The sequence below is a fragment of the Gemmata sp. genome (assembly GCF_051859125.1).
Lineage (GTDB): Bacteria > Planctomycetota > Planctomycetia > Gemmatales > Gemmataceae > Gemmata.
The window spans coordinates 1-26,215 of record NZ_JBHYGG010000009.1 but is presented as its reverse complement, the minus strand read 5'-3'; the positions used below and the strand labels follow the sequence as shown (position 1 = coordinate 26,215).

Here is a 26,215-nt window from a genome sequence, read left to right as displayed (position 1 = left end):
GATAACCCGGCGGGCTGACGCCGCGCCGCTCGCCAGAACTGCGCCGGTCACTTCTTCGCAGCGTCTGCGAGGAGCTTCTTGACCTCGGGGTGGGTCGCGAACGGTGCGAAGTCGGCGTTGTCGACGGTGCTCGTGCGGTAGTAGCGGGCGGCGGGGAAGCGCCAGCCGCCCTCGACGGCCGCACGCAGCGTCTCGATCGCTTCCGCGAGGTAGCCGTCGCGCTCGGTGCCTTCGGCGGCGGCCGCCAGGAGCGCGAACCCGCCGGCGAGCAGCCGCAACTGGTCGACGTTCTTCGCGACCCCCTTCGCGTCCTGAAGCGCCCGGCTCGCCTCGGCGCGCCGGCCGAGCAGCCGGTACGCCTCGGCGAGCAGTTCCTGGTGCCGGCACAGCGCGCTCTTCCACAACGGCTGGTCGGCGGCGTCGGGTGCGGTCGCCCCGTTGAAGTCGATCTTCACGGCTTCGAGCAGGAGCGGGAGCCCCTCCACCGGTTTGCCGTCGCGGGCCAGCGTCGCGCCGCGGTGCGCGAGCGCCGCCGCATAGGCGCTCGCGGCCACCGGGGGCACGGCCGCACCGGCCGCGGGCCGCGTCAGGTCGAGCGCCTCGCGGTACAACTCCCCGGCCTCGCCCGCGGCCCCCTGTCCTTCGAGCCACTCGCCGGCCCGCACGAACCCCGCCGCGACCCGGGCCTTCACCGCGACCGGGGCGGTCGGCGTCGCGGCCCGGCGCAGGGCGGCGACCGCGTCGGTCAGCGCCTGCTTCTCGCCCGCGGCGGCCGGCCGGAACGGCTGCCCGTAGGCCGCGTCGAGGAGTGCGGCGGTGACGCCGGCGAGTTCCCGCGAGGTGGCGTCGGCGGCCTGCTTCGCCTCGGTCGCGGCGGTCGCACGGGCGGACTCGGCGGCACGCGCCGCGACCTGCTCGTCGCGCTCGGCGGTCAGTCGGGCGATGCGCTCCTCGGCGTCGCGGCGCTCCTCCCGACTCTCCGCGAGTTGCCGCTCGACCCGCTGCAACAGCACGACCGTGGCGACCAGCCCGCTTACCGCGACGACCATGACCACGGCCGCGGTCGCCGCGAGGAGCGGGTTCCGCTTCGCCCACCGCACCAGCCGCTCGGCCGGCGGCGCGATCCTGGCGTGGACCGGTTCCCCCGCGAGGAAGCGGTCGAGGTCCGCGGCGACGTCGGCGGCCGCGGCGTACCGGTGGTGCGGGTGCTTGGCGAGGCACTTCTGGCACACCCAGTCGATCTCCCGCGGCAGCCCGGCCACGAGCCCCGACGGCGGCTCCGGGGTGCGGGTGGTGATCGCCTCGACGAGGTCCGCGAGCGAATCGGTCTGGAACGGGTGGCGGCCGGTGACGCACTGGTAGAGGATCAGGCCGAGCGCCCACACGTCCGCCTCCGGGCCGACGAACGTCCCCGGCGTGCGGAAGAACTCGGGGGCGAGGTTGAGCGGGCGGCCGATCGCGGGGGCGTTCGCGTCCGCGGGGACGTCGGGCACGCCCGCACCGCCCACCTTCGGCTCGCCGGCCTCGTCGAAGAACACGTCGCGGGTGCCGAGCGAGCCGAACACGACTTGTCGCGCGTGCGCCGCGGCCAACCCCCGCGCGACCGCGGCGACCAGTTCGGCCGCCGGCCGGGCCGTCATCCGGCCGACGTCGGCGATCCGCTCGGCGAGCGTCGGCCCGGGGAGGTACTCCAGCGCGAGGACGCCGTTCCCGTCGTGCTCGATGAAGTCGTACACCGCGGCCGCGTTCGGGTGCCGCACCTCGGCGAGCGCGTCGGCACGGGCGCGGAGGCGGGCCAACTCGCCGGGGCCGCACCGGACCACCTTCAGCGCGACCGTGCGATCGGTGTTGAGATCCCGGGCCTCGAACACGCGGCTCCGCGTCCCGCTCGCGACGAGGCGGACGATCTGGTAACCGGGGACCGTCGGGAACGGGTCTTCGGTCGGCATGTCGGGGCTCCGTGGTGCGACCGAATCAACCTATCGGTCCGCCGCTCGGTGCGGAACGGAACCGGCCGGAGAACGGCGACAGGACCGCTTCAAGATACCCGCGGCGCAAAGTTCATCGGACGCGAGGGTGGTTTGAGGCGACGCATCAATCTGTAGCAACTGCATCACAGCAAGCATCTTGTGTTATTATGATACAACTTTGTCCGCAAGAATTAGGTTGATTTGGCGAAGTTGGAGTTCATCGGCGACGGGTGGCGCGGGCGCGCTGAACCAATGAGATCCGTTTGAATTACCCGGTCACGAGCCACCGCGGTGGCTCACCTCGGGGACGGTCAGGAAGCCCCAGCGCAGCGCCTGGTCCTGGGTGTAGTTCTTGCCGAGCGTCAGCGCCGTCACCGCCTTGGCGCACTCGTAGCCGAGGTAGAACGCGTGCGAAGCGTCGAGCTTCGGATCGGCCGCGAGCATCTGCCGGAACAGCTCGAACGGGTCGGTGCCGCGCGCGTACACGGTGCCATTAAAGATGTGCAGTTCGCCGCGCTCGGCGAAGATGCGGTAGTTGCGGTCGGTGACGCGGGCCGCGAGGTCCCGCAGCGCGTCGTCGCCCATCGCGACGAGCTTCGGGTCGCGGAGGATCACGAGGTTCGGCTCCAGCCGCTTCGGCAGCACCTTCTCGCGCACCGCGTGGTACACGAGCCGCCGGGCGAGGTCGAACTCGCGAACGGCCGACCGCGCCCAGTTGATCACCTCGGTCGCCAGCACGCTCCGCACGCCGACCTCCTGGCAGAACCCCGCGAGCACGACGTTCACGCCGGCGGTGTCCACGTCGGTGAGTTCGGTGAGGTTGCCGATGCCCATCATCAGCTCGGCGTCGGGGAACCGGCGGCGCGCGTCGAGGTAGCGGCCGAGCGACGCGGCGAACCCGAAGCCGATCGGTTCGAGGATCGGGTCGAGCCGGTGCTTGACGCCGATGGCTCGCAGCACATCGACGGTACGGGCGAGGCTATCGAGGTCGCTCGGCGTGTCGGGAATCGCGACGACTTCGGCGTGCGGGAACCGGGCGTGCCAGTCGCTCACGCGCGCAACGTTCGTGCCGTTCACGCTCAGCACCAACTCGGCCCCGGCGTCGAGCGCCGCCTCGACTTCGACCGGGTTGAAGCTGTCGATGGAGACGCGGAACCCGCCGGCCTTCAGCAGTCGCACGGCGTCGCCGACACCGGCCCAGCTGCCGCCGGGGTCGCACCCGAGGTCGATGACGTCGGCCCCGCTACTGCGGTAGCGCCGCGCTTCGGCGAGGATGGCGTCGGGCGATTTGGTGGGTGCGTGATTGATCTCGGCGAGGATTTCGGTGTCGAAGCCGCCGTAGCCGGGCGGCGGGCCGGACCGCTTGCCGAAGAACTCGGGGAGGTCGCGGAGGTCCTTCGGGCCGAGTTCGGCGGGCACGCCGGCGGCCGCGGTCACCTCGGCCACATCGCCGCGGCAGAACCCCGGGAGGATGAGCCGGTCCGCGGCGATGCCCGCGGGCAGGTGCCGGGCGACCCAGTTCGCGGTCATGAGCGCCGCGACGGTGATGTTGAGCACCGCGACTTCGGGGTCGAACCCGGCCCGCGGCGCGAGGTCGGCCAGCACCCGCCGCAGCGCCGGCTCCGCGAGCTTCCCGGTGACGAACAGGATTCGCGGGTTCGCTGGGGTCATGTCGCGGGTTGCGGCGCTGGCTCGGGCGAGCCGGGAGCGTCAGCGACCGGAGGTTGTTGTGGAGCCGGCGGGAAGCAGAACTCGGGGTGGCGGAACAGGCGGCGGCGGTCGGCGGCCGTGTCGCCGAGCGGCGGGACCGGGTCGGGCTTGGCACTCAGCGGCTGCTCGTCCATGATCGACGTGAGGAACGTCGCCTTGGCGACGAGTTCGGCGTGAACGAAGTCGCCGTCCGACTGGATCGGGAACCGCTTCAGGAACGCGGTGCGGTACAGCTTGAAGCAACTGTTCACGTCGGCGAGCGGCACGCCGAACACCCAGCTCACGCCGGCGCCGTACCAGAACTCGCCCCACCCGTGCCACGGGGCCGGCGGCTGCACTGGCATCCCGGCGAACACCCGCCAGAACCCCCGCCACGCGAGCGACACGGCCCGCGGCAGCAGCGGCGTCGGAACGCCCGTGCGGCACCCGCTGATGAGGTCGGGCTGCTTGCCGAGGATCTCGTCGCGCAGGTCGATGCGCTCGAAGAACGGCCGCAGGTCGTGCGGCGCGTACGGGTAGTCGAGGGCCGTGTAGAAGAACAGCGGGTTCTTCGCCTCGGCCAGCGCCGTGCGCAGGCACGCCCCGAACCCGCGCCGCGCGTCGTGCCGCAGCACCCGGGCGCGCGGCTCCTTCGCCGCCAGCTTCTCCGCGGTGCCGTCGGTGCTGCCGTCGTCCACGACCAGCAGTTCGGACCCGCGGTTCAGCTTCTCCAGGGCGAGCCGCCAGGAGGAGACGCGGTCGAGCCGGTCCGCCGCATTGTGGACCGGGATGACGACCGTCACGGCATCGTTGGTTTTCGTCATGGAGAAAGTGTATCGCCCGGCCCGGCGGCGTGAACGGACCGGCGTGCTACAATGGCCGCCGCACCGCGAGGACGGACCATGCCGCGCGACCTGATCCTCGGAACCGCCGGGCACATCGACCACGGGAAGACCGCGCTCGTCCGGGCGCTCACCGGCACCGACTGCGACCGCCTGCCGGAAGAAAAAGAGCGCGGCATCACCATCGACATCGGGTTCGCCCGGCTCCCGCTCGGCGGCACAACCCTCGGGGTGGTGGACGTGCCGGGGCACGAGCGGTTCGTGCGGAACATGCTCGCCGGCGCGACCGGCGTGGACCTCGCTCTGCTGGTCGTCGCGGCCGACGACGGCGTCATGCCGCAGACCCGCGAGCACCTTGACATCCTCAAGTTCCTCGGCGTGCGGTGCGGCGTGGTCGCACTCACCAAGGCCGATCTGGTGGGCGACGCGGCCCGCGACGAGCGCGTGCGCGAGGTCCGCGAATTGGTGCGCGACTCGTTCCTCGCTGACGCGCCGATCGTGCCGACCTCCGTTGTTGCGGGCACAGGCATCGAGGAGTTGAAGGCGGCGCTTGCGGCCGCGGCCGTTGGTGTCGAACGGGAGGCCGATGCGGGGCCGTTCCGGCTCGCCATCGACCGGGCGTTCGTGGTGCAGGGGCACGGCACCGTCGTCACGGGCTCGGTGGCGTCGGGCCTGGCCCGCGTCGAAGACGAACTCGACTGGCACAAGGGGGACGGCACGGTCGAGCGGGTCCGGGTGCGGGGCCTGAGCAACCACGGGCAGGCGACCGACGACGTTCACCGCGGGCAGCGGGCCGGGCTAAACCTCGCGGGGGTGCGGCACGACGCGGTGCGCCGCGGGCAAGAGTTGTGCGCGCCGGGGTACCTCGTCCCGAGCACCGTGCTGACCGTGCGGCTGTTCGTGGCGGCCGGCGGGCGCACCGTGAAGCACCGGCTCCCGCTACGGTTCCACGCCGGCACGGCCGAGGTGATGGGCACGGTGTCGCTGCTCGACTGCGACCGCACCGAACCGGGGCAGTCGGCCGTCGCGCAGCTCTTCCTCGACGAGCCGGTGACGACCGTGTGCGGGCAGGCGTTCGTGGTCCGCGACTCGTCGGCCGAGCACACGCTCGGCGGCGGGCAGGTGCTCCAGCCGGTTGCCCACAAGATTCGCCGCCGGCAGATTGAGGTGATCGAGCGCGTCGAGCAACTCGAGGCCGCCGACCCCGCGACCCGCGTTCTCGCCGCCGCCTGGCTGGGCGGCACCGAAGGCGTGACGCCGTTCGGTCTGGCCCGCGAGGCGGCTGTGCTTCCCGCCGCGGCCGAGGCGCTCGTCCGCGAGTTGCTCGCGTCGGGCGCATTGCTCGAACTCGCGCTCGCCGACGGCCGCCGTGTGTGCCTGCACGCCGACCGCGTGGCCGAGCTTGAGGGCCGCGCCCTCGACGCGCTCGCGGCGCTCCACGCCGAGAACCCGCTGGCGACGACGCACGACCGCCAGAAGGTGCTGGCCCGGCTCGGTTACGTCGGCGACAATCCGCTGCTGGACGCGGTCGTCGGGCGGCTCCTTGCGGCGAAGCGGCTCGTCGGCGACTCGCGGCGGTTGGCCCGTGCCGACTTCGTCCCGAAGCTGAGCGCGAACCAGCGGAAGCTCAAGGACCGGATCGTCGCGGCGCACGCGGCGGCCGGGTTCGCGCCCCCGGAGCCGGCCGGGTTCGCGAACCTCGCCGGCGGCAACGCCGTCGCTCTCAAGGAAATCTTCGAGGTCGCGGTGGCCGAGGGGCTGCTGGTGCGGGTGACCGACGACATCTACCTGTCGCCCGAGGCCGAGGCCGAACTGCGCCGCCGCGTGTCCGAGCGCCTCGCCTCCGGGCCGGGCCTGACGGTCGCCGAGGTCCGCGACCTGCTGGGCACGACCCGCAAGTTCGCGGTGCCGATCTGCGAGTACCTCGACCGCACCGGCCTGACCCGCCGCGACGGCGACCTCCGCGTGCCGGCAACGAACTGAGAGGTGCCCGATGCCCGACGAAGCCGCCTTCCTCGACGCGCTCGCGGCGAACCCCGCCGACGACACCGCGCGCCTCGTCTATACCGACTGGCTCGACGAGCACGGCGAACCATACAAGGCCGAGTACCTGCGGCTCGTGGTCGCGCTGGCCCGCGCCGAGACCGACTACGCCCGCGACCAGCCCGACGTGGCACGCACGCTGGCGCTGGCCGAGGCGCTTCCGGCCGACTGGCGCGCCGCCGCGGGGAGCCGGTTTAACCTTGTGCTTTATGCCTACCTCAACGTGGCGAAGAAAATCGCCCTCATTAAGGCAGTGCGTTCAGTAACGGGACGCGGACTTGCCGAGGTCCTGGGACTCGTTGAAACGGCACCCAGCACGCTGCTCCCGTGCGTACCTTTCGAACGCGCTTTGATCGGCCGAGATGAGATCAGGGAACCGGATGGGGTTGTGTACCTTCATCTCTGCGAGCGGGATGATGCTCCGGTTGCCATTCGTTGCGAATTACGCGGGCAACGCTGGCCCTTCGCGCATCCAGTTCTCTCACTGGAAGATAAGGAGATCCTTTGTGCTGCCCTCCAGAATGCGTGGGGGATTTCTGGCGTCCTTGCGGCCCGGCTTGCCAACGACGAGTCTGTTGTTGTGTGTGGCGACCTCGCACGCTCGGAGGGCGAGGCCAAGCGTCTGCAACTCACCCAGTTGTTGCGCGAACGTCTGACGGAGGTTCGGGGCAAGCCCCCCAGGTTTGGTGTCACGTTGTATCTGGTTCCATCATTCGTGTCGTACCGTCCGGAATAGAGGCTCCTCCCATGTTCATCTTCGAGAAGGCTCCGTTCCCGTCGTGTCATGCGTCCACGCTGGTTGAGGTGGACGCGGGGCGGTTGATGGCCGCGTGGTTCGGAGGGAAGGCCGAGGGTGCGAAGGACGTGCAGATCTGGGCCAGCACGTTCGACGGCAAGGCGTGGTCCGAGCCGGTCGTGGTCGGGTCCGAGCCGGGGCAGCCGTGCTGGAACCCGGTGCTGTTCAAGACCGCCAAGGGCACGCTGCACCTGTGGTACAAGGCCGGGCCGAAGCCCGACAACTGGACCGGGTACAACCGCACGTCGGGCGACGGCGGGAAGACGTGGTCGAAGCCCGAGATGATGCCGGCCGGGTTCTGGGGGCCGGTGCGGGCCAAACCGATTCAGCTCGCGAACGGCACCATTCTTGCGGGTACGTCGGTCGAGAGCTACCGGAACTGGACCCCGTTCGTGGACCGCTCCAGCGACGACGGCAGGATGTGGAAGCGCTCGAACGGCTTCAACGTTCCCGGCAAGTTCGCGCAGATTCAGCCGACACTGTTCGAGGCGAAGGACGGGCGAGTTGTCGCCCTCCTGCGGTCCGGTAACCCGATGAGGGTGTGCCGGGCCGAGTCGAAGGACGGCGGCGAGACGTTCTCGGCCGCGGAGGAGACCGAACTCGGCAACCCGAACTCCGGCATCGACGCCGTGCGGACGAAGGACGGCGACGTTTTCCTGATCTACAACCCGAGCCCGCTGCTGCGCACGCCGATCAGCCTCGCCCGGTCCACCGACGACGGCACGACCTGGAAGAAGGTCGCCGACCTGGAGACCGAACCCGGCGAGTTCTCGTACCCGGCGATGATTTCGGCGAGCACCGGCACCCTGGAGATCACCTACACGTGGAAGCGTACGCACATCAAGCACCTGTCGGTCGATCCCAAGAAGTACCGGGACTGAGCGCGCGTGCCGGCGGCGACCTCGCCATCGTGAAGGGGCTCGCGAAGCTCCTCGACGAGGCGGTGACGATCCCGGTCATCAACCGGAAGGTCGGGCTCGACGCGATCCTCGGCCTCATCCCCGGCATCGGCGACCTCGGGTCGAGCGCGATCGGCGGGTACATCCTGCTGACCGCGTCGAAGCTCGGGGTGCCGCCGGTCGTCATGTGGCGGATGCTGCTGAACCTGGGGATCGACGCGGCCGTCGGGCTGGTCCCGTTCGCGGGCGACTTCCTCGACGCCGCGTACAAGTCGAACACCAAGAACGCGAAACTGCTGGCGCAGGCGCTGGCCGAACCGCAGCAGGCGAAGCGGGCGAGCCGGTGGGCGCTGGCCGGGCTGGCGCTCGGGTTCGTCGCCATCACCGCGGCCAGCATCGCCGGCGCGGTGCTGCTGGTGCGGTGGGTCGTCGGCTGATCGGGCCGGCGTCCATACACTAGCCTCCGGTTTTGGAGCGGTGCGAGCACCCTGTAACCGCTCCCTTCCTCCGTGCCCGCCGCGCCCGTCGCGCGGCCCGCCGGCGGCGACCACGTCACACCCCATGAGCGACCCGTCGCCCAAGCCGGCGGCCCCCGACCACCACAAGCCGCACCAGTCCTTCTGGTTGTGGGTCATGTGCCTGACCGGGGTCGACTACTTCTCCACCCTCGGCTACCAGCCGTCGATCGCGTACCAGAACGCTGGGCTGCTCGCGCCGTTCGCCACGGTGGTGCTCGTGCTGCTGACCCTGTTCGGCGCGCTGCCGGTGTACGTCTACGTCACCGGCCGGTCGTTCGAGGGGCAGGGCTCGATCGGGATGCTCGCGAAGCTCGTGTCCGGGTGGCCGGGGAAGATCCTGGTGCTGGTGCTCCTCGGGTTCGCGGCCACGGGGTTCGTCATCACCAAGACGCTCTCGGCCGCCGACGCCGCGGTCCACCTGATCGAGAACCCGAACTGGCCCTGGAAGCCGGCCCACGGCGAGCACCCGGTCGGGCAGCAGGTCGCCGCGACGATGCTGCTCCTGGTGCTCCTCGGGGGGATGTTCATGCGGGGGTTCCGGGAGGTCATCGGCCTGGCGGTGGCGATCGTCGGGTTCTACCTCGCGCTCAACTTCATCATCCTCGGGTACGGGGTCGCGTACCTGGTCGACCACCCCGAGAAGTGGGCCGCGTGGGTGGCCCGCGTCGAGGGGGGCGAGTGGTACCTGCCGCACAACCCGCTGGCGGGGGCGACCGCGGGCTGGGGCGTCATCGCGGCCGTGAGCCTGCTCCTGTTCCCGAAACTGGCCCTGGGCCTGAGCGGGTTCGAGACGGGCGTGGCGGTCGCGTCGCACGTGCGGGGCCGGCCCGACGACGACCCGAAGCGGCCCGCGGGCCGGATCGCCAGCACCCGGAAGTTGCTCGTGGCCGCGGCCGCGATCATGTCGGTGTACCTGCTCGCGTCGTCGGTCGTGGTCAGCACCCTGGTCGAGCCGTCCGAGATCACCCCAGTCTCGGCGGCCGGCGAGGTGCCGGTCGACGCGCGGGGCCGCCCGCTCCACAAGGTCGAGGACTGGCCGAAGAAGCCGGCCGCGGGGCGGACCCTGGCGTACATCGCCCACGCCGAGGGGCCGGGGATGGCGGACATCTGCCCGCTGTTCGGCCCGGCATTCGGCACCGTGTACGACGTGAGCACCATTGTGATCCTGTGGTTCGCCGGGGCCAGCGCGATGGTCGGGCTCCTGAACCTGGTGCCCCAGTACCTGCCGAAGTACGGCATGGCCCCCGAGTGGGCCCGTGCCGTGCGGCCGCTCGTGCTCCTGTTCACCGCCGTGAACCTGCTGGTGACGTGGGTGTTCAAGGCGAACGTGGACGCCCAGGGCGGCGCGTACGCGACCGGGGTGCTGGTCCTCATCACCAGCGCGTGCGTGGCGACCGTCATCGACATCTGGCAGCGCCGCGAGGGGCCGTGGTTCCGCCGGGTGTCGTGGCCGTTCGCGGTCATCACCGCCGTGTTCATCTACACGACCCTGGTGAACGAGATCGAGAAGGGGTTCCAGGGGCTCATCATCTCGCTGTTCTTCATCGCCACCATCCTGGTCACGTCGTTCTGGTCCCGGTGGGCGAGGAGCCGCGAGCTGCGGTTCGCCGGGTTCAAGATCCCGAACAGCGGGTCGCAACTGATGTGGGACACGATCCGCGACCTGGACCTGACCGTCCTCGTCCCGCACCGCCCCGGCCGCCGGAGCCTGGCGAGCAAGGAGGCCCAGGTCCGCCGCGAGCACCGGATCCCCCGCGACCTGATGATCGTGTTCGTCGAGGTCGAACTGGCCGACACGAGCGACTTCGTGAACGAGCCCGAGTTGATGGTGCAGGAGGAGGAGGGCCGGTACGTGATGAAGATCACCGGGGCGTCGTCGATCTCGCACACGCTCGCGGCGGTCGCGCTGGAGATGGCGAAGGTCGGGCGGCCGCCGGAGATCCACTTCGGGTGGACCGACGAGTCCCCGGTGAGCGGCACCCTCGGGTTCCTGCTGTTCGGCGAGGGGAACGTGCCGTGGATGGTCCGCGACCTCGTCCGCCGGGCCGAGCCCGACGAGAGCAAGCGGCCCATCATCATCATCGCCGGCGCGGCGTAGAGGTGGTCGTCGGGCCACGGGGTATTACCCCGTGGCCCCCGGCGCGGGAGGGGTGCTACTTCATCTTCTTGAGGATGTCCTTCATCGTGTCCGCGTCGAGCGGGGCGTTGAGCTGGGGCTCGGCCGCGAGGTCCGGCACCGGCGCGCCGAAGTCCTTCGGCAGGTGCTCGAACGTCACCTCCTTGCCGTCCTCGGGGTGCGGGCCGTTCCAGATCTTGTTCGCCTGCGTGTAGTCCTCCGGGCTGAACTGGTACAGCTTCAGGTGCAGCCCCTTCTCCTCGTGGACGCGGGCCTCGGGGAACTTCTTGTTGCTCACGTCCGGGATCGGCAGCAGCTTGCCCACGTTCACCCCGGTCAGCTTCTCCAGCGCCTTGGCGTAGGCCACGATGTGGACCCCGCCGCGCACCAGCAGGTACCCGACCATGGCCCGGGCGCACGGGTCGCTCACCATCTCGTAGGCGCGGATCTTGTTCGCCCGGGCCTGGCACTCCAGGTTGAAGTTGAACAGCAGGTCCGCCTTCAGGTTGCCGGTGCAGGTCACGTAGCTGCCGTTCCACCAGTTGCCCATCGAGTCGCACGGCAGCGCCGCCTGCCCGCTCGCGAGGTAGTGGTAGCTGTTCCGCGCGTCCTTCGCGGGCTCGAGCGGCGCGGCGACCGGGTCCGGGTCGCGCTTGGTGGTGCCGGTGAGGAGCATGTTGATGGCGTAGCTCACCAGCTCGATGTGCCCGTACTCCTCGGTCGCGATGTTGGCGATCAGGTCGTAGAACGGCCGGATCTCCTTGCGGCCCCGCATGTTGAACGACTGGAACGTGTAGTTCATCAGCGTCGACATCTCGCCGTACTTGCCGCCGAGCAGTTCCTGAATGGCGGCGGCGTCGTTGGGCGACGGGTTCTTCGGCATCGGCAGTTCGGTCTGCAGGCGGTCCATGCGCAGGATCATCGGCGGCTCCAGAGTGGCGGTGCGAGTACGTTCGGACTCGGCCCGTCACACTTGCAACTCGCAAGCCCCTGGCGCGTGACGCCCGCGGAACGGGGGATAGTCCCCACAGGCGTGTCCGCAGAGTCACACCCGGCGGAACTGCTTGTCGAGTTCCTGGCGGCTGAACAGGAGCGACGTGGGCCGCCCGTGCGGGCAGTGGTGCGAGTCCTCGGCGAGACCCCGCAAGTGGAGCAGGTGCGCGACCTCCTCGGGGGTGAGCCGGTCCCCGGCCTTCACCGCCGCCTTGCACGCCATCGTCGCCATGAGCAGGTGCAGCATCGCGTCCCGCGTCGGCGGCCGCTCCTTGGTCAGCAGGTGGTCGACCACGCCCTGGAAGATGACGTGCGCCGGCTTGCGGCCGAGGAGCGTCGGGTAGCTCGACAGGAGCACCGTGTTCCCGCCGAAGTCGGACACCTCCAGCCCCAGCTCGCGGAGTTCGTCGGCGGCCTCGAGCACGAGCGCGGCCTGCTCGGCCGGCAGGTCGATCGGCTCGGGGATCAGCAGCCGCTGCACCTCGAGTTGCCCGGCCCGGATGCGCCGCCGCAACTGCTCGAACAGGATGCGCTCGTGCAGCGCGTGCTGGTCGATCACGAGCATCCCCTCGGGCGTCTCCAACACGAGGTACGTGTCCTGGATCTGCATCGCGGTGCCGGCCGGCGGTGCCGCCGCGGGCAGTTCCGGTGCCGGCGGCGGCGGGAACTCGGGCGGCGCGACCACGATCGGTGCGGGCGCGGGCTCAGTTTCTGGGCGAGCGGGGGGCGTGAGCCCCCCGAGGGCGCGCGAGGGCGGTTCCACCGGGGGACTCACGTCCCCCGCTCGCCCAAAGGCAGAGGGCTCCGCCGGCGGGCTCACGCCCCCCGCTCGCCAGGAAGTGGGGCCCGCCAGCGCCGAGCCGCGGTCCACCTCCCACGGCGCGACGGTGCGGCTCGCGAGGTCCTGGCGCGGCGACGCGGCACCGATCACCGGGTGCTGCGGGCCGAGGTCGATCTCTCGCGTCGGTTGCTGGAACAGGCCCGGCGCGAGCGGGTCGCGGCTGCGGATCACCGACTCCGGTTCGGGTTCCGGTTCCGGGAGCCCGAGCGCCTCGCCGCGCGGCGCGGTCAGGTGCGGGACGAGGTTCTCCTTGAGGAGTCGCGACTTCACGGCGCTGCGCACCATCGAGTAGATCAGCGAGTTCTCCTGGAACCGCACCTCGGCCTTGGTCGGGTGGACGTTGACGTCCACCTTGTCGGGCGGGACCGTGAGGAACACGAACCCGACCGCGAACCGGCCCGACATGAGGAGCCCGCGGTACGCCTCCTGGACCGCGTGGGCCACGCTCCGGTCGCGGAACCACCGGCCGTTGACGAACAGGTATTGGAGCTTGGCGTTCCCGCGGTCGCACTTCGGGTCGCCGATGAACCCGGTCGCCCGCGTCGCCCCCGGCCCCGAGTCGATCTCGTACAGCGAGTCGCGGACCTCGGCGCCGAAGAACAGGCCGATGCGGTCGACCAGCCCGGCCGTGCCGGGGATGTCGTACACGAGCTTGCCGTTGTGCCGCAGTGTGATGTGCAGCGACGGGTTGGCCAGCGCGAGCCGCGTGACCGTCTCGCAGACGTGCCCGAGTTCGGTGGCGATGCTCTTGAGGAACTTCTTGCGGACCGGCACGTTGTGGAACAGGTGCCGGACCTCGATCCGGGTGCCCGGCGAGCCGTTCCACGGGCGCACCGGCGACAGGTCGCCGCCGTCGCACCGGACCTCGGCCCCGACCGACTTGTCGTGCGGCCGCGACTGGAGCGTGACCTTTGCGATCCCGGCGACCGATGCCAGCGCTTCGCCGCGGAACCCCATCGTGCCGATCGCGAACAGGTCGTCGGCGGTGGTGAGCTTGCTCGTGGCGTGGACCGCGAACGCGAGCGGCAGGTCGTCGGCGTTGATCCCGCACCCGTCGTCGGCGACGCGGATCAGTTCGGTGCCGCCGGCGTCGAGGTCGACGTCGATGCGGGTGCTGCCGGCGTCGATGGAGTTCTCCAGCAACTCCTTCACGACCGACGCGGGCCGCTCGATGACCTCTCCGGCGGCGATCTTGGTGACGACGTCCGGCGGCAGTTGGTGGATGCGTGGCATGAGGTTAGTATCGCGACCGACCGGCCCCCGCGGAACCCCAGTTGCCGGCGGCCGGCCGCGGCCCCCGCGCTCACCGCCGGCACAGTTTGCACCCACACCCCGACCGCGCCCCGCGGTACAATCGCGGGGCCGCCCGCCCGCCCCGCCCGTTCACGGGACGCTTCCCATGCCGCACCCGCGCCACGCCCTCGCTTTCGCCGCCGTTGCCTCTCTCGTGATCGCACCGGCCGCCCGCGCCGCAGACCCGGCCGCGGTCGCGTTCTTCGAGAAGAGCGTGCGGCCCGTGCTCGTGGAGCGGTGCGTCGGGTGCCACGGGGCCGAGAAGGCGAAGGGCGAGTTGCGGCTCGACACCCGCGAGGGGGTGCTGAAGGGCGGGAGCGGCGGGCCGGTCGTCGTGCCGGGCAAGCCCAAGGACAGTCGCCTCGTCGCCGCGGTGCGGCACGCCGACGAGGAACTGAAGATGCCCGCGGCGAAGCTCCCCGACCGCGAGATCGCCGCGCTCGAGAAGTGGGTCGAACTCGGCGTGCCGTGGCCGGAGAAACTCGCGCTCGCCGCCCCGACGGACATCGCTGCCGCGGCCGCGAAGCACTGGGCGTTCAAGCCGGTCGTGCGGCCCGCGGTGCCGGGCGGGGCCGCGGGCTTCCAGAACCCGATCGACCGGTTCGTCGCGGCGAAGCTCGGTGACAGGGGGCTGTCACTCACCCCGCGGGCCGGCCGCCTCGCGCTCCTGAGGCGGGCGACGTTCGACCTCACCGGGCTGCCGCCGACGCCGGACGAGGTCGAGGCGTTCGAGAATGACGCCGCGCCGGACGCCTACGACAAGCTCGTCGACCGCCTGCTGGCGAGCCCCCGGTACGGCGAGCGGTGGGCGCGGCACTGGCTCGACGTGGCCCGGTACGCGGACAACAAGGGGTACGTGTTCTTCGAGGGGAAGGAGTACCCGTGGGCGTGGACGTACCGCGACTACGTGATCGACGCGCTCAACGCCGACACGCCGTACGACCGGTTCGTGTGCGAGCAACTCGCCGCCGACCTGCTGAGCCCCGGCGACGCGAAGGCCCAGGCGGCGCTCGGGTTCCTCACCGTCGGCGGGCACTTCCTCAACAACACGCACGACATCATCGACGACCGCGTGGACGCGGTGACCCGCGGGCTCCTCGGCCTCACGGTGACGTGCGCCCGGTGCCACGACCACAAGTTCGACCCGGTCCCCGCGGCCGACTACTACGCGCTCTACGGCGTGTTCCGCAGTTCGGCCGAGCCGACCGTGCCGCCGCTCGTCGGCCCGCCGCCGGCCCGCGACGACCACGTCCTCTACGAGGCCGAGTTGCAGGTCCGCGAGAAGGCGCTGCGGGACTTCGTGACCGCCAAGCACGCCGCCCTCGTGGCCGGCGCGCGGCTCCGGGCCGCCGAGTACCTGCTCGCGGCGCACGCGGCCCGGAACCAGCCGTCGGTCGAGGACTTCATGCTGATCGCCGACCCCGGCGACCCGAACCCGACCGTGGTTAACCGGTGGAAGCAGTTCCTCGCCGACGCGAAGAAGCGGAGGGACGCGGCGTTCCGGCACTGGCACGCGGTCGCCGAGGTGCCCGACGCCGAGTTCGCGGCCCGCGCCCCGGATCTGCTGAAGAGCGTGGTCGGCGGGAACGCGCTGGTTGCGAGTGCGCTCGCCGACCCGCCGAAGTCCATGAAGGACGTGGCGGCCCGGTACGGCGCGCTCCTCGCGGATGTGGACCGGCAGTGGCAGGCGGCCGTTACGAAGGGCGCACAACACCTCGACGATCCGGACGCCGAGGCGCTGCGGCGCGTGCTCTACGGCCCCGACGCGCCGGCCGACGCCCCGCTCGCGCTCGACTGGGGGTTCCTGTCGCTGTTCCCCGACCGGGGGACACAGGGCGCGTACCAGAAGCTACTGCGGGCGCTCGAGGACTGGCTCGCCAAGGGCCCGCCGCGGGCGATGGTGCTCCGCGACGCGCCGCGGCCTTACGACCCGCGGGTGTTCGAGCGCGGCAACCCCGGCCGGCCCGGCGAGCCCGTGCCGCGGCAGTTCCTGAAGGTCGCCAACCCGCAGCGGAAGCCGTTCGGCCCGGGGAGCGGCCGGCTCGACCTGGCCCGCGAGATCGCGAGCAGGGACAACCCGCTCACGGCCCGCGTGCTGGTGAACCGCGTGTGGATGCACCACTTCGGCACCGGCATCGTCGGTACCCCGGGCGACTTCGGGCTCCGCGGCGACGCCCCGACGCACCCCGAGTTGCTCGACTGGCTCGCGGCCGAGTTCGTGACGCCGACCGCACCGGTCGCCCCCGGCCCGGCGTGGTCGATCAAGCGGCTCCACAAGCTCATCATGACCTCGGCGGCCTACACGCAAGCGAGTCTCGACCGCCCGGACGCCCTCGCCACGGATTCCGAGAACCGCCTACTGTGGCGGCAGAACCGGCGGCGGCTGGAGTTCGAGGCGCTGCACGACGCGGCGCTCGCGGCGTCGGGCCAACTCGACGCGAAGGCGGGCGGGCCGAGCGTGCGGCTGTTCGGCGGGAACCGGCGGCGGGCGGTGTACGGGTACGTGGACCGGCTGGAGTTCCCGAGCCTGCTCACCACGTTCGACGTGCCGAACCCGGCCGGCGTGAACCCGCAGCGCACGAGCACGACCGTGGCCCCGCAGGCGCTGTTCCTGATGAACGGCCCGTTCCTCCGCGACGCCGCCAAGAAGCTCGCTTCGCTCCCCGCGCTCCAGAAGCTGACCGACCCGGCCGAGCGGCTCGACCGGCTGTACGTCACCGTGTACGGCCGCCGCCCGTCGGCCGACGAGCGGAAGTTGGCGCTGGCGTTCGTGGGGAAGGGCACCGACCGCTGGACCGACCTCGCCCACGGCCTACTCATGACCAACGAGTTCGCGTTCGTGGATTGACTCGCGCTGGGAGTCGAAAGGGAACGGGGCCAGGGGTAGGGTGCGTCGAGGCCGGCTCTGCGGCCGAGCCGTACCGTGAGGCGTAAACGGGGTGCGGTGCGACTGTCTTGCTTTCGAGCCACGGGGTTCACCCCCGTGGTGCTTGGAAGTGCAGAACACCACGGGGGCAAGCCCCGTGGCTCGAAAGACGAGAGACACGCCCACGCCCCGCGGTGCGGCTCGACTACCGCCGACACCGCCGCCTCACGCCCGGGAGGGCTTGAGCCGCCGCGCCCGCAGGAGGGCCGCGCCGAGGCCGATGCCCGCGAGGGCCAGCGTGCCGGGCTCCGGCGCCGCGGTCGTCGGCACCAACTCGGCCCGCACGGCCAACTCCCCGTTCGGGAACTGGCCGCTCCCGCCGCCGTAGGCCCGGACCACGTACCGCGTGGTGCCCAGCACGACCTCGCGGCCGTCCCAGAAGTCGCCGAAGCCCGACTGCTCGTAGTCCCAGTCCAACTCGTCCGTGTCCGCCTGGTACGACCACATGGCGCTGTACCAACCGCCGAAGGCGAGCACGGCCGACTGGCCCGAGGCCGCGTCGGTGAGCCGCACGGTGATGTCGAAGCTGTAGCTCGTTTCGTAAGAGCCCGGCCCTGGCCGGGACGTGCCGGTCGAGCTGAACAGCGGGGCGTAACTCGTGTCCCCGTACTCGGCGGAAACGGTGTCGCCCGGGGCCAGCGTCACGGTGAACTTCGACCCGTAGTCCTGGGCGTACACCACGTCGGCGGTGTAGCCCCACTCGATCGGCCCGGCGGACGCGGCCCGCGGGGCGAGGACCAGGGCAACAACCAGGAGCGCGAAACGGAACTTCGTCACGGTGACACCTCCAGCGGGCGAGCGGCGGGAAACGACAGATGCGGCACGGACCATGCCCGCACCCACGCACGGTGCGGCTCGGTACTCCACGGTGCGGCTCGACAGACGCGATCGCCGACGCGGCACCCCGACCTGGGCGCTCTCACGCCCGGGAGGTCTTGAGCCGGCGCGCCCGCAGGAGGGCCGCGCCGAGGCCGATGCCGGCGAGGGCCAGCGTGCCGGGCTCCGGCACCCCGGACGTCGGCACCAACTCGGCCCGCACGTCCATGTCGCCGAACGGGAACATGCCGCTGCCGCCGCCGTAGGCCCGGACCACGTACCGCGTGGTGCCCAACACGACCTCCCGGCCGTCCCAGAAGTCGCCGAACATCGAAGACTCGTATTCCCACCGCCAAATGTTCGGGTCGTCGCCGGGCTGGTACATCCACACCGACGAGTACCCGCCCGCGAACGTCAGCACCGCGGACTGGCCCGAGGCCGCGTCGGTGAGCCGCACGTTGATGTCGAACAGGTACTCGGCCTCGTAGGAGCCGGGCTCCGGCCGGGGCTTACCTTCTGAAGTGAACAGCGGGATGTGGCTCGTGTCCCCGTACTCGGCGAACACGGTGTCGCCCGGGGCCAGCGTCACGGTGAACTTCGACCCGTAGTCCTGGGCGTACACCACGTCGGCGGTGTAGCCCCACTCGATCGGCCCGGCGGACGCGGCCCGCGGGGCGAGGACCAGGGCAACAACCAGGAGCGCGAAACGGAACTTCGTCACGGTGACACCTCCAGCGGGCGAGGGGCGGGAAACTACCCAGGGTGCCCGGCCGCGTCAACCCGGCCTGCCGGCCGGGATTCGGTATAACATCCGCCACCCCGCGCCTCCCCGAGAACCCCGCCATGCCGACCGATCCCGTGTCCCGCCGCGAGTGGCTCGCCGGTGTCGCCGCGACCGGCGCCGCCGCCGCCGGTGCCACCACTCCGGGGGTTGACACCCCCGGCTCGCCCAAACCAGACGCGCCCGGCGCGGCCAGGAAGCCCTTCGGGTTCTGCCTGAACACCAGCACCGTGCGCGACAAGGACGGCAAGTCGCGGCCGATCACCGAACTCATCGCGGTCGCGTCGAAGGCCGGGTACGACGCCATCGAGCCGTGGACCTCCGAGATCGAGGCGTTCCTCAAGGCCGGCGGCACCACCAAGGAACTCCGCAAGCGGTTCGAGGACGCGAACCTCAAGGTCGCCGACGTGATCGGGTTCGCCGAGTGGATCGTCGAGGACGAGGCCCGCCGCAAGAAGGGGCTGGAGGTCGCGAAGCGCGACATGGACTGGGCCGCCGAGGTCGGGAGCCCGCGGGTCGCCGCGCCCCCGGTCGGCGCGACGGGCGGCGCGAGCAAGCGCGACGATCCGAAGTTCACCCAACCCATCATCGACCTGCTCGCGGCCGCCGACCGCTACCGGGCGCTGCTCGACCTCGGTAAGGCCGCCGGCGTCACGCCCCTGGTCGAGATCTGGGGGTTCTCGAAGACGCTGCGGCGGCTCGGCGAGGCGCTGTGCGTCGCGGCCGAGTGCGGCGACGGCTCGGCCGCGGTCCTCCCCGACGTGTACCACCTCTACAAGGGCGGGTCCGACTTCGCCGGCCTCGGGCTCGTCTCGGCGAAGGCCGTCGGCATCTTCCACCTGAACGACTACCCGAAGATCGACCGCGACAAGATCACCGACGCGGACCGCGTGTACCCCGGCGACGGCGTCGCGCCGCTCAAGGAGGTGTTCGCGGCGCTGCGGGCGATGAACTACTCCGGCTTCGTGTCGCTGGAGCTGTTCAACCGCGACTACTGGAAGCAGGACCCGCACGAGGTCGCGAAGACCGGCCTCGCCAAGATGAAGGCCGCGGCCCAGGCGTAGCGTGCGAGAGAGCCCGGGGAACGGTTGAGGTGCCGCAAGAATACGTGTGCGGAGAGTTGGGGGAGGGGTCTCCGCAATCGATGCGAACTCTTCGCACAAGCCCCGAACTCTTCGCGAACGAGGCGAACTCCTCGCGAACGCCCCCGGACTCCTCGCGAGCGCCCCGAACTCTTCGCAGCCGAACCGAGACAATCGGTCGCGCCGGGCAATAAATCCATCCTCAACGGCTCCCGGCCAACCGCACGGACGAGGGACGAACCGCCATGACTGCGCCAACCAACCGCCCGCTGGAGTGGGCCGACCGGCTCGCGAAACTGTACACGCCGGTCGTCGCCGACGTGCTCGACCGGCTCGGGTTCCGGCACCAGTGCATGAACCCGCGGGTGCGGCCGCTGTGGCCGGACGCGAGGGCCGCCGGGTTTGCGCTCACGGTGCAGACCGTGCCGGCCCGGGAGACCGCCCCGCCCTGTCCCTACGCCGGCGAACTCGCGGCCGTCGATTCGCTCGCCGAGGGCGACGTGCTGGTCGTGAGCGAGTCGGCGTGGAGCTTCTGGGGCGAACTGCTCTCGACCGCCGCCACGCACAGCGGGTGCCGCGGCGTCATCCTCGACGGCCCGACCCGCGACTCGGCCGCGATCCGCGACATGAAGTTCCCGGTGTTCCACGTCGGGTTCCACCCGGCCGACAGCCTCGGCCGGCTCGACGTGTGCTCGCACAACGTGCCGATCAGCAGCGGGGGCGTGCTCGTGTACCCGGGCGACCTCGTCCTCGCCGACCACGACGGCGTGGTGGTCGTGCCGGCCGGGGCCGCGGAGGAGGCGCTCCACCTCGCCGAGGAGAAGGTGCGGGGCGAGAACCACGTCCGGGCCGCGCTCGCGGGCGGCATGAAGACCGCCGAGGCGTTCAAGAAGTTCGGCATCCTGTGAACGCTGGGGTGATCGCACCGGGCGGCGGTCCGTCACCCCAGGTGCCCGGCGAGCCGGGAGCGTCAGCGACCGGAGGTGCGCTCACCAAGAACTCCGGTCGCTGACGCACCCGGCTCGCCACAGTCCCCGACTTCACATCATCATTTCCGCCCCGCCGCACGCAACTGTGGTCCGGGTTCGCGTCCTGCCGATACGAGGGGCGGGACCGCGCCGCAACGGCCCCCGAATCCCGGGTTGACCCCGGGCCGGGGGGCCGGCATAGTCCCGCGTTCGTGGTCTGTTGCGAGGGCACTCATGCGAGCGAATCGTGCGTTGCGGGCCGGCGTTCTGGCGGCCGCGGTCGGCGGGCTGGGGTCGACCGGCTGTTCGACCATGAACAACACCGAGAAGGGTGCCGTCGCCGGCGGGGCGATCGGCACCGGGGTGGGGTTGCTCGCCGGTGCCGCGACCGGCAACCCGCGGACGGGCGCCGCGGTCGGCGGCCTGCTCGGCGGGGGCCTCGGCGCCGTGGCCGGCAACGAGCAGGACCGCAAGGACGAGCGGACCCGCGAGGTGATTCAGGCGCAGGCCGTCGCCGGCTCGCAGGCCCAGCGGATGGGCCTCACCGACGTGATCCACATGGCCCAGCAGGGCCACGACGACCAGGTCATCATCAACCAGATCCGCTCGACCGGGAGCTCGTTCCAGCTCACCGCGTCGGACCTCGACTTCCTGAAGAACAACAGCGTCTCGGCCCGGGTCATCGCCGAGATGCAGAGCGCCCGGCCCGTGGCGGCCCCGACGCGGGTGATCGTCCGCGAGGCCCCGACCGTGATCTACCAGGAGCCGGTGTTCGGGCCGCCGGTCTACCTCGGCCCGCCGCGCCCGGTGATCTACGGCGGGTACTACCGCCGCTGGTGACCCGGCCGCACGAAGCACGAAGAACGAAGCACGAGGTCCGAAAGGAGAACCCGAAGGGGGGTCTTCCTTTCGGATCTCGTGCTTCGTTCTTCGTGCTTCCCCAGTTGGGTCCGGCCGCTTGATGTCCCACCCCGGCTGCGTAAACTGGTCGTACCGACTGGTCCCGCCCCGCCCCCGCCGATCCCGCATTCCGGAGACGCTGCCAGATGTCCACCCGCCACCCGCTCGTCGCGGTCGCCCTGCTGTTGGCCTCGACCGCCCTCGCCGACGACTGGCCCACGTTCCGCGGCCCGAACCGCGACGGCATCAGTAAGGAGACCGGGCTGCTCCGCGAGTGGCCCAAGGACGGCCCGTCGAAGGCCTGGACCGCGAAGAACCTCGGGCTCGGGTTCGCCACGCCGACGGTCGCCAACGGCGTCATCTTCGGCATGGGCACCCGCGAGGGGAAGGACCTGGTGTGGGCGCTGAAGGAGGCCGACGGCACCGAACTGTGGGCGGTCCCGGTCGACGAGCCGCGGAAGACCAACCAGAACAACGGCCCCAGCGGCAGCCCGACCTATGACGACGGGAAGCTGTACACGGTCACCAGCAACGGCAAGTTCTACTGCCTCGACGCGAAGACCGGGAAGGAGCTGTGGAAGAAGGACTACCTCGCCGACTACGGCGGGAAGGTGCCGAGCTGGGGGTACACCGACTCGCCGCTCGTGGACGGGAAGAACGTGCTCGCGGTGCCGCTCGGGGCCAAGGCGGCCGTTGTCGCGTTCGACAAGAAGACCGGCAAGGAGGCGTGGAAGACCGAGGTGCCGGGCGGGGTCGGCGGCGGCGGCGGGTACTCGTCGGTGATGAAGGCCACCGTCGCGGGCACCCCGATGTACGTCCTGATGACCGGCGACAAGGGCGGGGTGATCGGGTTCGGCCTCGATGGCAAGTTCCTGTGGCAGTACAACGCCAAGCCCGCGGCCGGCGGCGTCGCCCAGGTGCCGGTGCCGATCGTCGCCGGCGACAAGGTGTGGGTGTCGAGCAGCTACGGCGGCGGGGCGGCGCTGATCCAGATCGTCCCGGGGGGCAAGGACAAGTTCACGGTGAAGGAGATCAAGGCGTACAAGAAGCCGGAGCTGAACAACCACCACGGCGGCATGGTGCAGGTCGGCGACTACGCCTACTTCGGGCACGACCAGAACCAGGGCAACCCGGTGTGCGTGGACCTGAAGACGGGTGAGATCAAGTGGGGGCCGGAGAAGAACCCGAACGGGGGGAACGGCTCGGCCGCGGTCCTGTTCGCCGACGGCCGCCTGTACTTCCGGTACCAGAACCACGTCCTCGTGCTGATCGACCCGTCGCCCGAGGCACTGAAGGTGGTGTCGGCGTTCAAGCTCCCCGAGCCGAGCGGCAAGGAGAGCTGGCCGCACCCGGTCATCGTCAACGGGAAGATGTACATCCGCGACCAGGACAAGCTGCACTGCTTCAACGTGAAGGCCGACAAGAACTGACCCGACTGATACCAAATCTTGTTGAATGCTAACTGTAGCCGGCCTCTGTGAGGCCGGGCCTGTGCGAGTCCCCAAGCACCGGCCTCACAGAGGCCGGCTACAGACAGAAACGGTCAGCGCGATCCGGTATGACGCCTGCCCCGCGGCCGCCCGGTGTTCGGGCGGCCGCGGGCGTTTGGCCCGGTGCATTTCCGCCCGAAACCGATTACCCTGTGGGGGTCGCCACGTCCCCGCTGCCCACAGGAGCCTCCCCGTGCCCCGCGTCACCCGCCGCCAGTTCTCGCAGGCCGCCGCTGCCGCCGGCCTCGCCACCGCCGCCTCCGCCCGGCGCGTCCTCGGAGCGAACGACCGCGTCCGCCTCGGGTTCGTCGGCGTCGGCAACCGCGGCGACCAGGTGCTCTCGGCGTTCCTCGAGCACAAGGACGCCGACGTCGCCGCCGTGTGCGACATCTACCAGCCGTACGTCGAGTTCGCGTGCAAGAAGATCGGCGGCGCGCCCGAGCAGTTCCGCGACTACCGGAAGCTCCTCGACCGCAAGGACCTCGACGCGGTCGTCATCAACACCCCCGACCACTGGCACGCGCTGCAGTGCATCCACGCGTGCGAGGCGCAGAAGGACGTGTACGTCGAGAAGCCGCTGAGCCTGTGCGTGGCCGAGGGCCGGGCGATGGTGAAGGCCGGCCGCGAGCACAAGCGGGTCGTACAGTGCGGCATCCAGCGGCTGTCGAGCCCGATGTGCGCCGAGGCCGCCGAGGTGGTGCGCAGCGGCGGCATCGGGAAGGTGACCGCGGTGCGGTGCTTCCACGTCCAGAACGAGTGGCCCAGGGGGATCGGCTCGCCGCCCGACGGCGACCCGCCCGAGGGGTTCGACTGGGACGCGTGGACCGGCCCGGCCCCGCTGCGGAAGTACAACAAGAACCGCTCGTTCTACCGGTTCCGGTGGTTCTACGACTACTCCGGCGGGCAGCTCACCAACTTCGGCGTCCACTACCTCGCGCAGATCCATCGTTCCCTGGGCGTCGACGCGCCGCTGTCGGTGGTCGCGCTGGGCGGCAAGTTCGGGAACTACGACAACCGCGAGGTGCCCGACACGCTGGAGGTGGCGTGGCACTACCCGAACGACACGCTGGTGACGTTCTCGCAGTTCAACGCGACCGGCGCGCCGCCCGCGGCCCGGCCGTGCGAGATCGAGTTCCGCGGCACGAAGGGGACGCTGTACTTCCGCACCGGCGGGTACGACGTGGTGCCCGAGGTCGTGACGCCGAACGAGTTCGCCGCCCGCACCCCGCTGAACCGGGCGCTGGAGAAGGGGTGGCGCGAGGGGGCCAAGGCGGAGATCGAGGCGAAGAAGGTGGACGGGTCGATCAAGGACGCCGACCACGCCCGCAACTTCCTCGACTGCGTGAAGAGCCGCAAGACCCCGAGCTGCGACGTGGAGTACGGGCACCGCTGCACGACGGCGGCGCTGATCGCGACCGTCGCGCTGCGCACCCGCTCGCTCCTGGAGTGGGACGCGAAGGCCGAGCGGTTCACGAACAGCGCCGCGGCGAACAAGTACCTGAGCTACGAGTACCGCGCGCCGTACAAGTTCCCGGCGTGACGCCTACGACTGCGCCGGCCGGAGCGCCGCGGCGAAGGCGGCCAGGTCGGCGCACGTCACGGCCGACTCGATCAGAGCACGAAGCTGCTGTTCGACTGTCACCGATTCAAGCGCCGCGGTCAGTTCCTCGGGAACGGTGCCGAACCGGTTCCTGAGGATCTCAACGATTGACATTCGAAAGCGTTCTTGCCGTCCCATCTTCAGCCCCTCCTCGTAGCCCTCTTTGAACCCCTTCTCGTAGGCCTGTTGCCACGTCCACTCCTTGCCATAGGCCTTGGCGAGGAGTCGGAACCCTTCTTGGAACGGTGCCTCGATACCCACGTTGAGTCTCCTTCTGGGTGGCGAGCGTGCGCCCGGAGAACGCCAACCAATCCAAGGTAATGAGCACGGTCGGCAAAGGTGCGGCCCCTCACCCGCGACTCCCAGAGCCTCGTCGCGACCTCTCCCCGCAGAGCCGGGGCGAGGTGGGGCGCACGGACCGCTCGCAAGCCGCACGAGCCGTTCAGCTCACAAGGAGAACCAACCGCCCCACCTCGCCCCACGAATGTGGGGAGGGGTCGCCGCGCCTCGCGGCGGGTGAGGGGCGGCCACGCACCGAGTTCACCGAACAGTCGAACGCCGCCGCAATCATACCGCTCCTGCTCCGGGTGCCGTAACGTGCGCCTTGAGCGAACTCCGGTCGCGCGGCGCGCCTCTGCTACACTGTTCAGGGTGAACGTGTCGCGGAGTGCCTCATGAACGCGGACCGGCCGGTCGACAACGCCCCGTACCACTCGCTCACGCACGGCGGGCTCACCGTCGAGGGGTGGTCGCGGGCCGCCGTGCAGAGCTACTGGCGGGTGCCCGAACTCAAGGTCGGGTTCGACCTCGGCGCGTCGCCGTGGGACTTCATGGGCACGCCCACGTGGTTCGTCTCGCACACCCACCTCGACCACGTCGCGGCGCTGCCCGTCTACGTCGCCCGCCGGCGGATGATGAAGATGGAGCCGCCGACCGTGTACGTCCCGGCCGAGGGGCTCGACGACGTGAAGAAGCTCATGGCGGTGATGCACCGGCTCGACCGCGGCCGCCAGCTCGCCGACGTGCGCCCGCTGGCCCCCGGCGACGAGATCGAGCTGAACCGCGAGCAGGTGGTGACCGTCGTGAACACGGCCCACACGGTGCCGAGCCGCGGGTTCATCGTGTCCGAGCGGCGTCGGAAGCTGAAGCCGGAGTTCGTCGGGCTGCCGGGCGAGAAGATCAAGGAGCTGCGGCTCTCGGGCGTCGAGATCACCCGCGAGGAGCGCATCCCGCTCGTCGCGTACACCGGAGACACCGCGCCCGCGGGGCTCGACAACAACCCGGCGTTCTTCGAGGCGAAGATCCTCATCACCGAGATGAGCTTCATCCGGGCGAGCCACCGCCGCGACAAGATCCACAAGTTCGGGCACATGCACCTGGACGACTTCGTGGAGCGGGCCGGGCGGTTCAACAACGAGGTGATCGTCACCGCCCACTTCAGCACCCGCTACCACCCGAACGAGGTGCGGAAGCTCCTCGACAACAAGCTCCCGCCCGAGTTGAAGGCGAAGATGAAGCTATGGGTGTGACGGGGAAGTGGATGAGGAGCGGTGGCGGAATGGGGGCCGCGTAGTTGGTGCCGGGTTCCGGTGGCCGCCCCCCTCACCCGCCGCGAGGCGCGGCGACCTCTCCCCCGAGACCGGGGGCGAGGT

20 protein-coding genes are annotated in these 26,215 nt (G+C 70.8%); 12 read left to right on the top strand and 8 right to left on the bottom strand.

The genetic code is table 11. From position 1 onward, the window contains the following. Nucleotides 1-47 precede the first annotated feature (47 nt). The 3 genes from ACTIGN_RS01915 to ACTIGN_RS01905 all read right to left on the bottom strand — a co-directional run bounded on the left by ACTIGN_RS01915 (nucleotide 48) and on the right by ACTIGN_RS01905 (nucleotide 4,483). Entirely contained in the window at nucleotides 48-1,949 is a 1,902-nt protein-coding gene (locus ACTIGN_RS01915) for a protein kinase domain-containing protein (RefSeq protein WP_439620813.1), read from the bottom strand. Nucleotides 1,950-2,246: 297 nt separating this feature from the next. Continuing rightward, nucleotides 2,247-3,641 carry a DUF6513 domain-containing protein gene (locus ACTIGN_RS01910; protein ID WP_439620812.1) on the bottom strand — a complete coding sequence of 465 codons (1,395 nt, stop codon included), beginning with the start codon at nucleotides 3,639-3,641 and terminating at the stop codon, nucleotides 2,247-2,249. Then, nucleotides 3,638-4,483, bottom strand: a complete 846-nt coding sequence (locus ACTIGN_RS01905; protein WP_439620811.1) for a glycosyltransferase family 2 protein — start codon at nucleotides 4,481-4,483, stop codon at nucleotides 3,638-3,640. The genes ACTIGN_RS01910 and ACTIGN_RS01905 overlap by 4 nt, the downstream gene beginning before the upstream one ends. 78 nt (nucleotides 4,484-4,561) lie before the next feature. On the opposite strand from ACTIGN_RS01905, the gene selB reads away from it, so the two are divergent. The 5 genes from selB (at nucleotide 4,562) to ACTIGN_RS01880 (ending at nucleotide 10,855) form a co-directional block, all read left to right on the top strand. Then, complete coding sequence (gene selB, locus ACTIGN_RS01900; RefSeq protein ID WP_439620809.1) at nucleotides 4,562-6,484, top strand: selenocysteine-specific translation elongation factor; 1,923 nt, start codon at nucleotides 4,562-4,564, stop codon at nucleotides 6,482-6,484. A 10-nt stretch (nucleotides 6,485-6,494) separates the two neighbouring features. Next, complete coding sequence (locus tag ACTIGN_RS01895) at nucleotides 6,495-7,280, top strand: ribosomal protein L7/L12 (RefSeq protein WP_439620807.1); 786 nt, start codon at nucleotides 6,495-6,497, stop codon at nucleotides 7,278-7,280. Nucleotides 7,281-7,291: 11 nt separating this feature from the next. After that, on the top strand, nucleotides 7,292-8,221 hold the full coding sequence (locus ACTIGN_RS01890; protein ID WP_439620805.1) for a sialidase family protein: 930 nt from the start codon (nucleotides 7,292-7,294) through the stop codon (nucleotides 8,219-8,221). Between the two features lie 29 nt (nucleotides 8,222-8,250). Beyond that, entirely contained in the window at nucleotides 8,251-8,676 is a 426-nt protein-coding gene (locus ACTIGN_RS01885) for a DUF4112 domain-containing protein (RefSeq protein WP_439620803.1), read from the top strand. A 124-nt stretch (nucleotides 8,677-8,800) separates the two neighbouring features. Beyond that, nucleotides 8,801-10,855, top strand: coding sequence for an amino acid transporter (locus ACTIGN_RS01880; protein ID WP_439620801.1), 2,055 nt, complete (start codon nucleotides 8,801-8,803; stop codon nucleotides 10,853-10,855). A 55-nt stretch (nucleotides 10,856-10,910) separates the two neighbouring features. On the opposite strand, the gene ACTIGN_RS01875 is transcribed toward ACTIGN_RS01880, so the two are convergent. Then, the gene (locus ACTIGN_RS01875) at nucleotides 10,911-11,795 is read right to left on the bottom strand and encodes a manganese catalase family protein (protein WP_439620799.1); all 885 of its coding nucleotides are present in this window, start codon (nucleotides 11,793-11,795) and stop codon (nucleotides 10,911-10,913) included. Nucleotides 11,796-11,918: 123 nt separating this feature from the next. Then, nucleotides 11,919-13,940, bottom strand: a complete 2,022-nt coding sequence (gene mutL / locus ACTIGN_RS01870) for a DNA mismatch repair endonuclease MutL (protein WP_439620797.1) — start codon at nucleotides 13,938-13,940, stop codon at nucleotides 11,919-11,921. A 166-nt stretch (nucleotides 13,941-14,106) separates the two neighbouring features. Between mutL and ACTIGN_RS01865 the strand changes: the two genes are divergently transcribed. Next, on the top strand, nucleotides 14,107-16,848 hold the full coding sequence (locus tag ACTIGN_RS01865; protein ID WP_439620795.1) for a PSD1 and planctomycete cytochrome C domain-containing protein: 2,742 nt from the start codon (nucleotides 14,107-14,109) through the stop codon (nucleotides 16,846-16,848). 243 nt (nucleotides 16,849-17,091) lie between these two features. Here the strand turns inward: ACTIGN_RS01865 and ACTIGN_RS01860 are convergent, their stop codons facing one another. Both ACTIGN_RS01860 and ACTIGN_RS01855 read right to left on the bottom strand, forming a co-directional pair. Then, the gene (locus ACTIGN_RS01860) at nucleotides 17,092-17,703 is read right to left on the bottom strand and encodes a PEP-CTERM sorting domain-containing protein (protein WP_439620793.1); all 612 of its coding nucleotides are present in this window, start codon (nucleotides 17,701-17,703) and stop codon (nucleotides 17,092-17,094) included. 142 nt (nucleotides 17,704-17,845) lie between these two features. Beyond that, entirely contained in the window at nucleotides 17,846-18,463 is a 618-nt protein-coding gene (locus ACTIGN_RS01855; RefSeq protein WP_439620791.1) for a PEP-CTERM sorting domain-containing protein, read from the bottom strand. Between the two features lie 122 nt (nucleotides 18,464-18,585). Here ACTIGN_RS01855 and ACTIGN_RS01850 point away from each other — a divergent pair, with 122 nt between their 5' ends. The 5 genes from ACTIGN_RS01850 to ACTIGN_RS01830 all read left to right on the top strand — a co-directional run bounded on the left by ACTIGN_RS01850 (nucleotide 18,586) and on the right by ACTIGN_RS01830 (nucleotide 24,503). Then, nucleotides 18,586-19,587 (top strand): sugar phosphate isomerase/epimerase family protein, encoded by a 1,002-nt coding sequence (locus ACTIGN_RS01850; protein WP_439620789.1) that lies wholly within the window; start codon nucleotides 18,586-18,588, stop codon nucleotides 19,585-19,587. 263 nt (nucleotides 19,588-19,850) lie between these two features. Then, a complete protein-coding gene (locus ACTIGN_RS01845) occupies nucleotides 19,851-20,513 on the top strand; it encodes an RraA family protein (protein WP_439620787.1) in 663 nt (220 codons plus the stop codon). Nucleotides 20,514-20,807: 294 nt separating this feature from the next. Then, on the top strand, nucleotides 20,808-21,413 hold the full coding sequence (locus tag ACTIGN_RS01840; RefSeq protein WP_439620785.1) for a glycine zipper domain-containing protein: 606 nt from the start codon (nucleotides 20,808-20,810) through the stop codon (nucleotides 21,411-21,413). 206 nt (nucleotides 21,414-21,619) lie between these two features. Then, the gene (locus ACTIGN_RS01835) at nucleotides 21,620-22,903 is read left to right on the top strand and encodes a PQQ-binding-like beta-propeller repeat protein (RefSeq protein ID WP_439620783.1); all 1,284 of its coding nucleotides are present in this window, start codon (nucleotides 21,620-21,622) and stop codon (nucleotides 22,901-22,903) included. A 253-nt stretch (nucleotides 22,904-23,156) separates the two neighbouring features. Further along, complete coding sequence (locus ACTIGN_RS01830) at nucleotides 23,157-24,503, top strand: Gfo/Idh/MocA family protein (protein WP_439620781.1); 1,347 nt, start codon at nucleotides 23,157-23,159, stop codon at nucleotides 24,501-24,503. Nucleotides 24,504-24,506: 3 nt separating this feature from the next. Here the strand turns inward: ACTIGN_RS01830 and ACTIGN_RS01825 are convergent, their stop codons facing one another. Beyond that, complete coding sequence (locus ACTIGN_RS01825; RefSeq protein WP_439620779.1) at nucleotides 24,507-24,824, bottom strand: hypothetical protein; 318 nt, start codon at nucleotides 24,822-24,824, stop codon at nucleotides 24,507-24,509. 413 nt (nucleotides 24,825-25,237) lie between these two features. On the opposite strand from ACTIGN_RS01825, the gene ACTIGN_RS01820 reads away from it, so the two are divergent. Beyond that, on the top strand, nucleotides 25,238-26,092 hold the full coding sequence (locus ACTIGN_RS01820; protein WP_439620778.1) for an MBL fold metallo-hydrolase: 855 nt from the start codon (nucleotides 25,238-25,240) through the stop codon (nucleotides 26,090-26,092). The last annotated feature ends 123 nt before the right edge of the window (nucleotides 26,093-26,215 follow it).

Bases quoted from the DNA above. Each gene is read 5' to 3' on its own strand.
- ACTIGN_RS01915 (WP_439620813.1), bottom strand. From the start codon at position 1,949: ATGCCGACCGAAGACCCGTTCCCGACGGTCCCCGGTTACCAGATCGTC.
- ACTIGN_RS01910 (WP_439620812.1), bottom strand. From the start codon at position 3,641: ATGACCCCAGCGAACCCGCGAATCCTGTTCGTCACCGGGAAGCTCGCG.
- ACTIGN_RS01905 (WP_439620811.1), bottom strand. From the start codon at position 4,483: ATGACGAAAACCAACGATGCCGTGACGGTCGTCATCCCGGTCCACAAT.
- selB (WP_439620809.1), top strand. From the start codon at position 4,562: ATGCCGCGCGACCTGATCCTCGGAACCGCCGGGCACATCGACCACGGG.
- ACTIGN_RS01895 (WP_439620807.1), top strand. From the start codon at position 6,495: ATGCCCGACGAAGCCGCCTTCCTCGACGCGCTCGCGGCGAACCCCGCC.
- ACTIGN_RS01890 (WP_439620805.1), top strand. From the start codon at position 7,292: ATGTTCATCTTCGAGAAGGCTCCGTTCCCGTCGTGTCATGCGTCCACG.
- ACTIGN_RS01880 (WP_439620801.1), top strand. From the start codon at position 8,801: ATGAGCGACCCGTCGCCCAAGCCGGCGGCCCCCGACCACCACAAGCCG.
- ACTIGN_RS01875 (WP_439620799.1), bottom strand. From the start codon at position 11,795: ATGATCCTGCGCATGGACCGCCTGCAGACCGAACTGCCGATGCCGAAG.
- mutL (WP_439620797.1), bottom strand. From the start codon at position 13,940: ATGCCACGCATCCACCAACTGCCGCCGGACGTCGTCACCAAGATCGCC.
- ACTIGN_RS01865 (WP_439620795.1), top strand. From the start codon at position 14,107: ATGCCGCACCCGCGCCACGCCCTCGCTTTCGCCGCCGTTGCCTCTCTC.
- ACTIGN_RS01850 (WP_439620789.1), top strand. From the start codon at position 18,586: ATGCCGACCGATCCCGTGTCCCGCCGCGAGTGGCTCGCCGGTGTCGCC.
- ACTIGN_RS01845 (WP_439620787.1), top strand. From the start codon at position 19,851: ATGACTGCGCCAACCAACCGCCCGCTGGAGTGGGCCGACCGGCTCGCG.
- ACTIGN_RS01840 (WP_439620785.1), top strand. From the start codon at position 20,808: ATGCGAGCGAATCGTGCGTTGCGGGCCGGCGTTCTGGCGGCCGCGGTC.
- ACTIGN_RS01835 (WP_439620783.1), top strand. From the start codon at position 21,620: ATGTCCACCCGCCACCCGCTCGTCGCGGTCGCCCTGCTGTTGGCCTCG.
- ACTIGN_RS01820 (WP_439620778.1), top strand. From the start codon at position 25,238: ATGAACGCGGACCGGCCGGTCGACAACGCCCCGTACCACTCGCTCACG.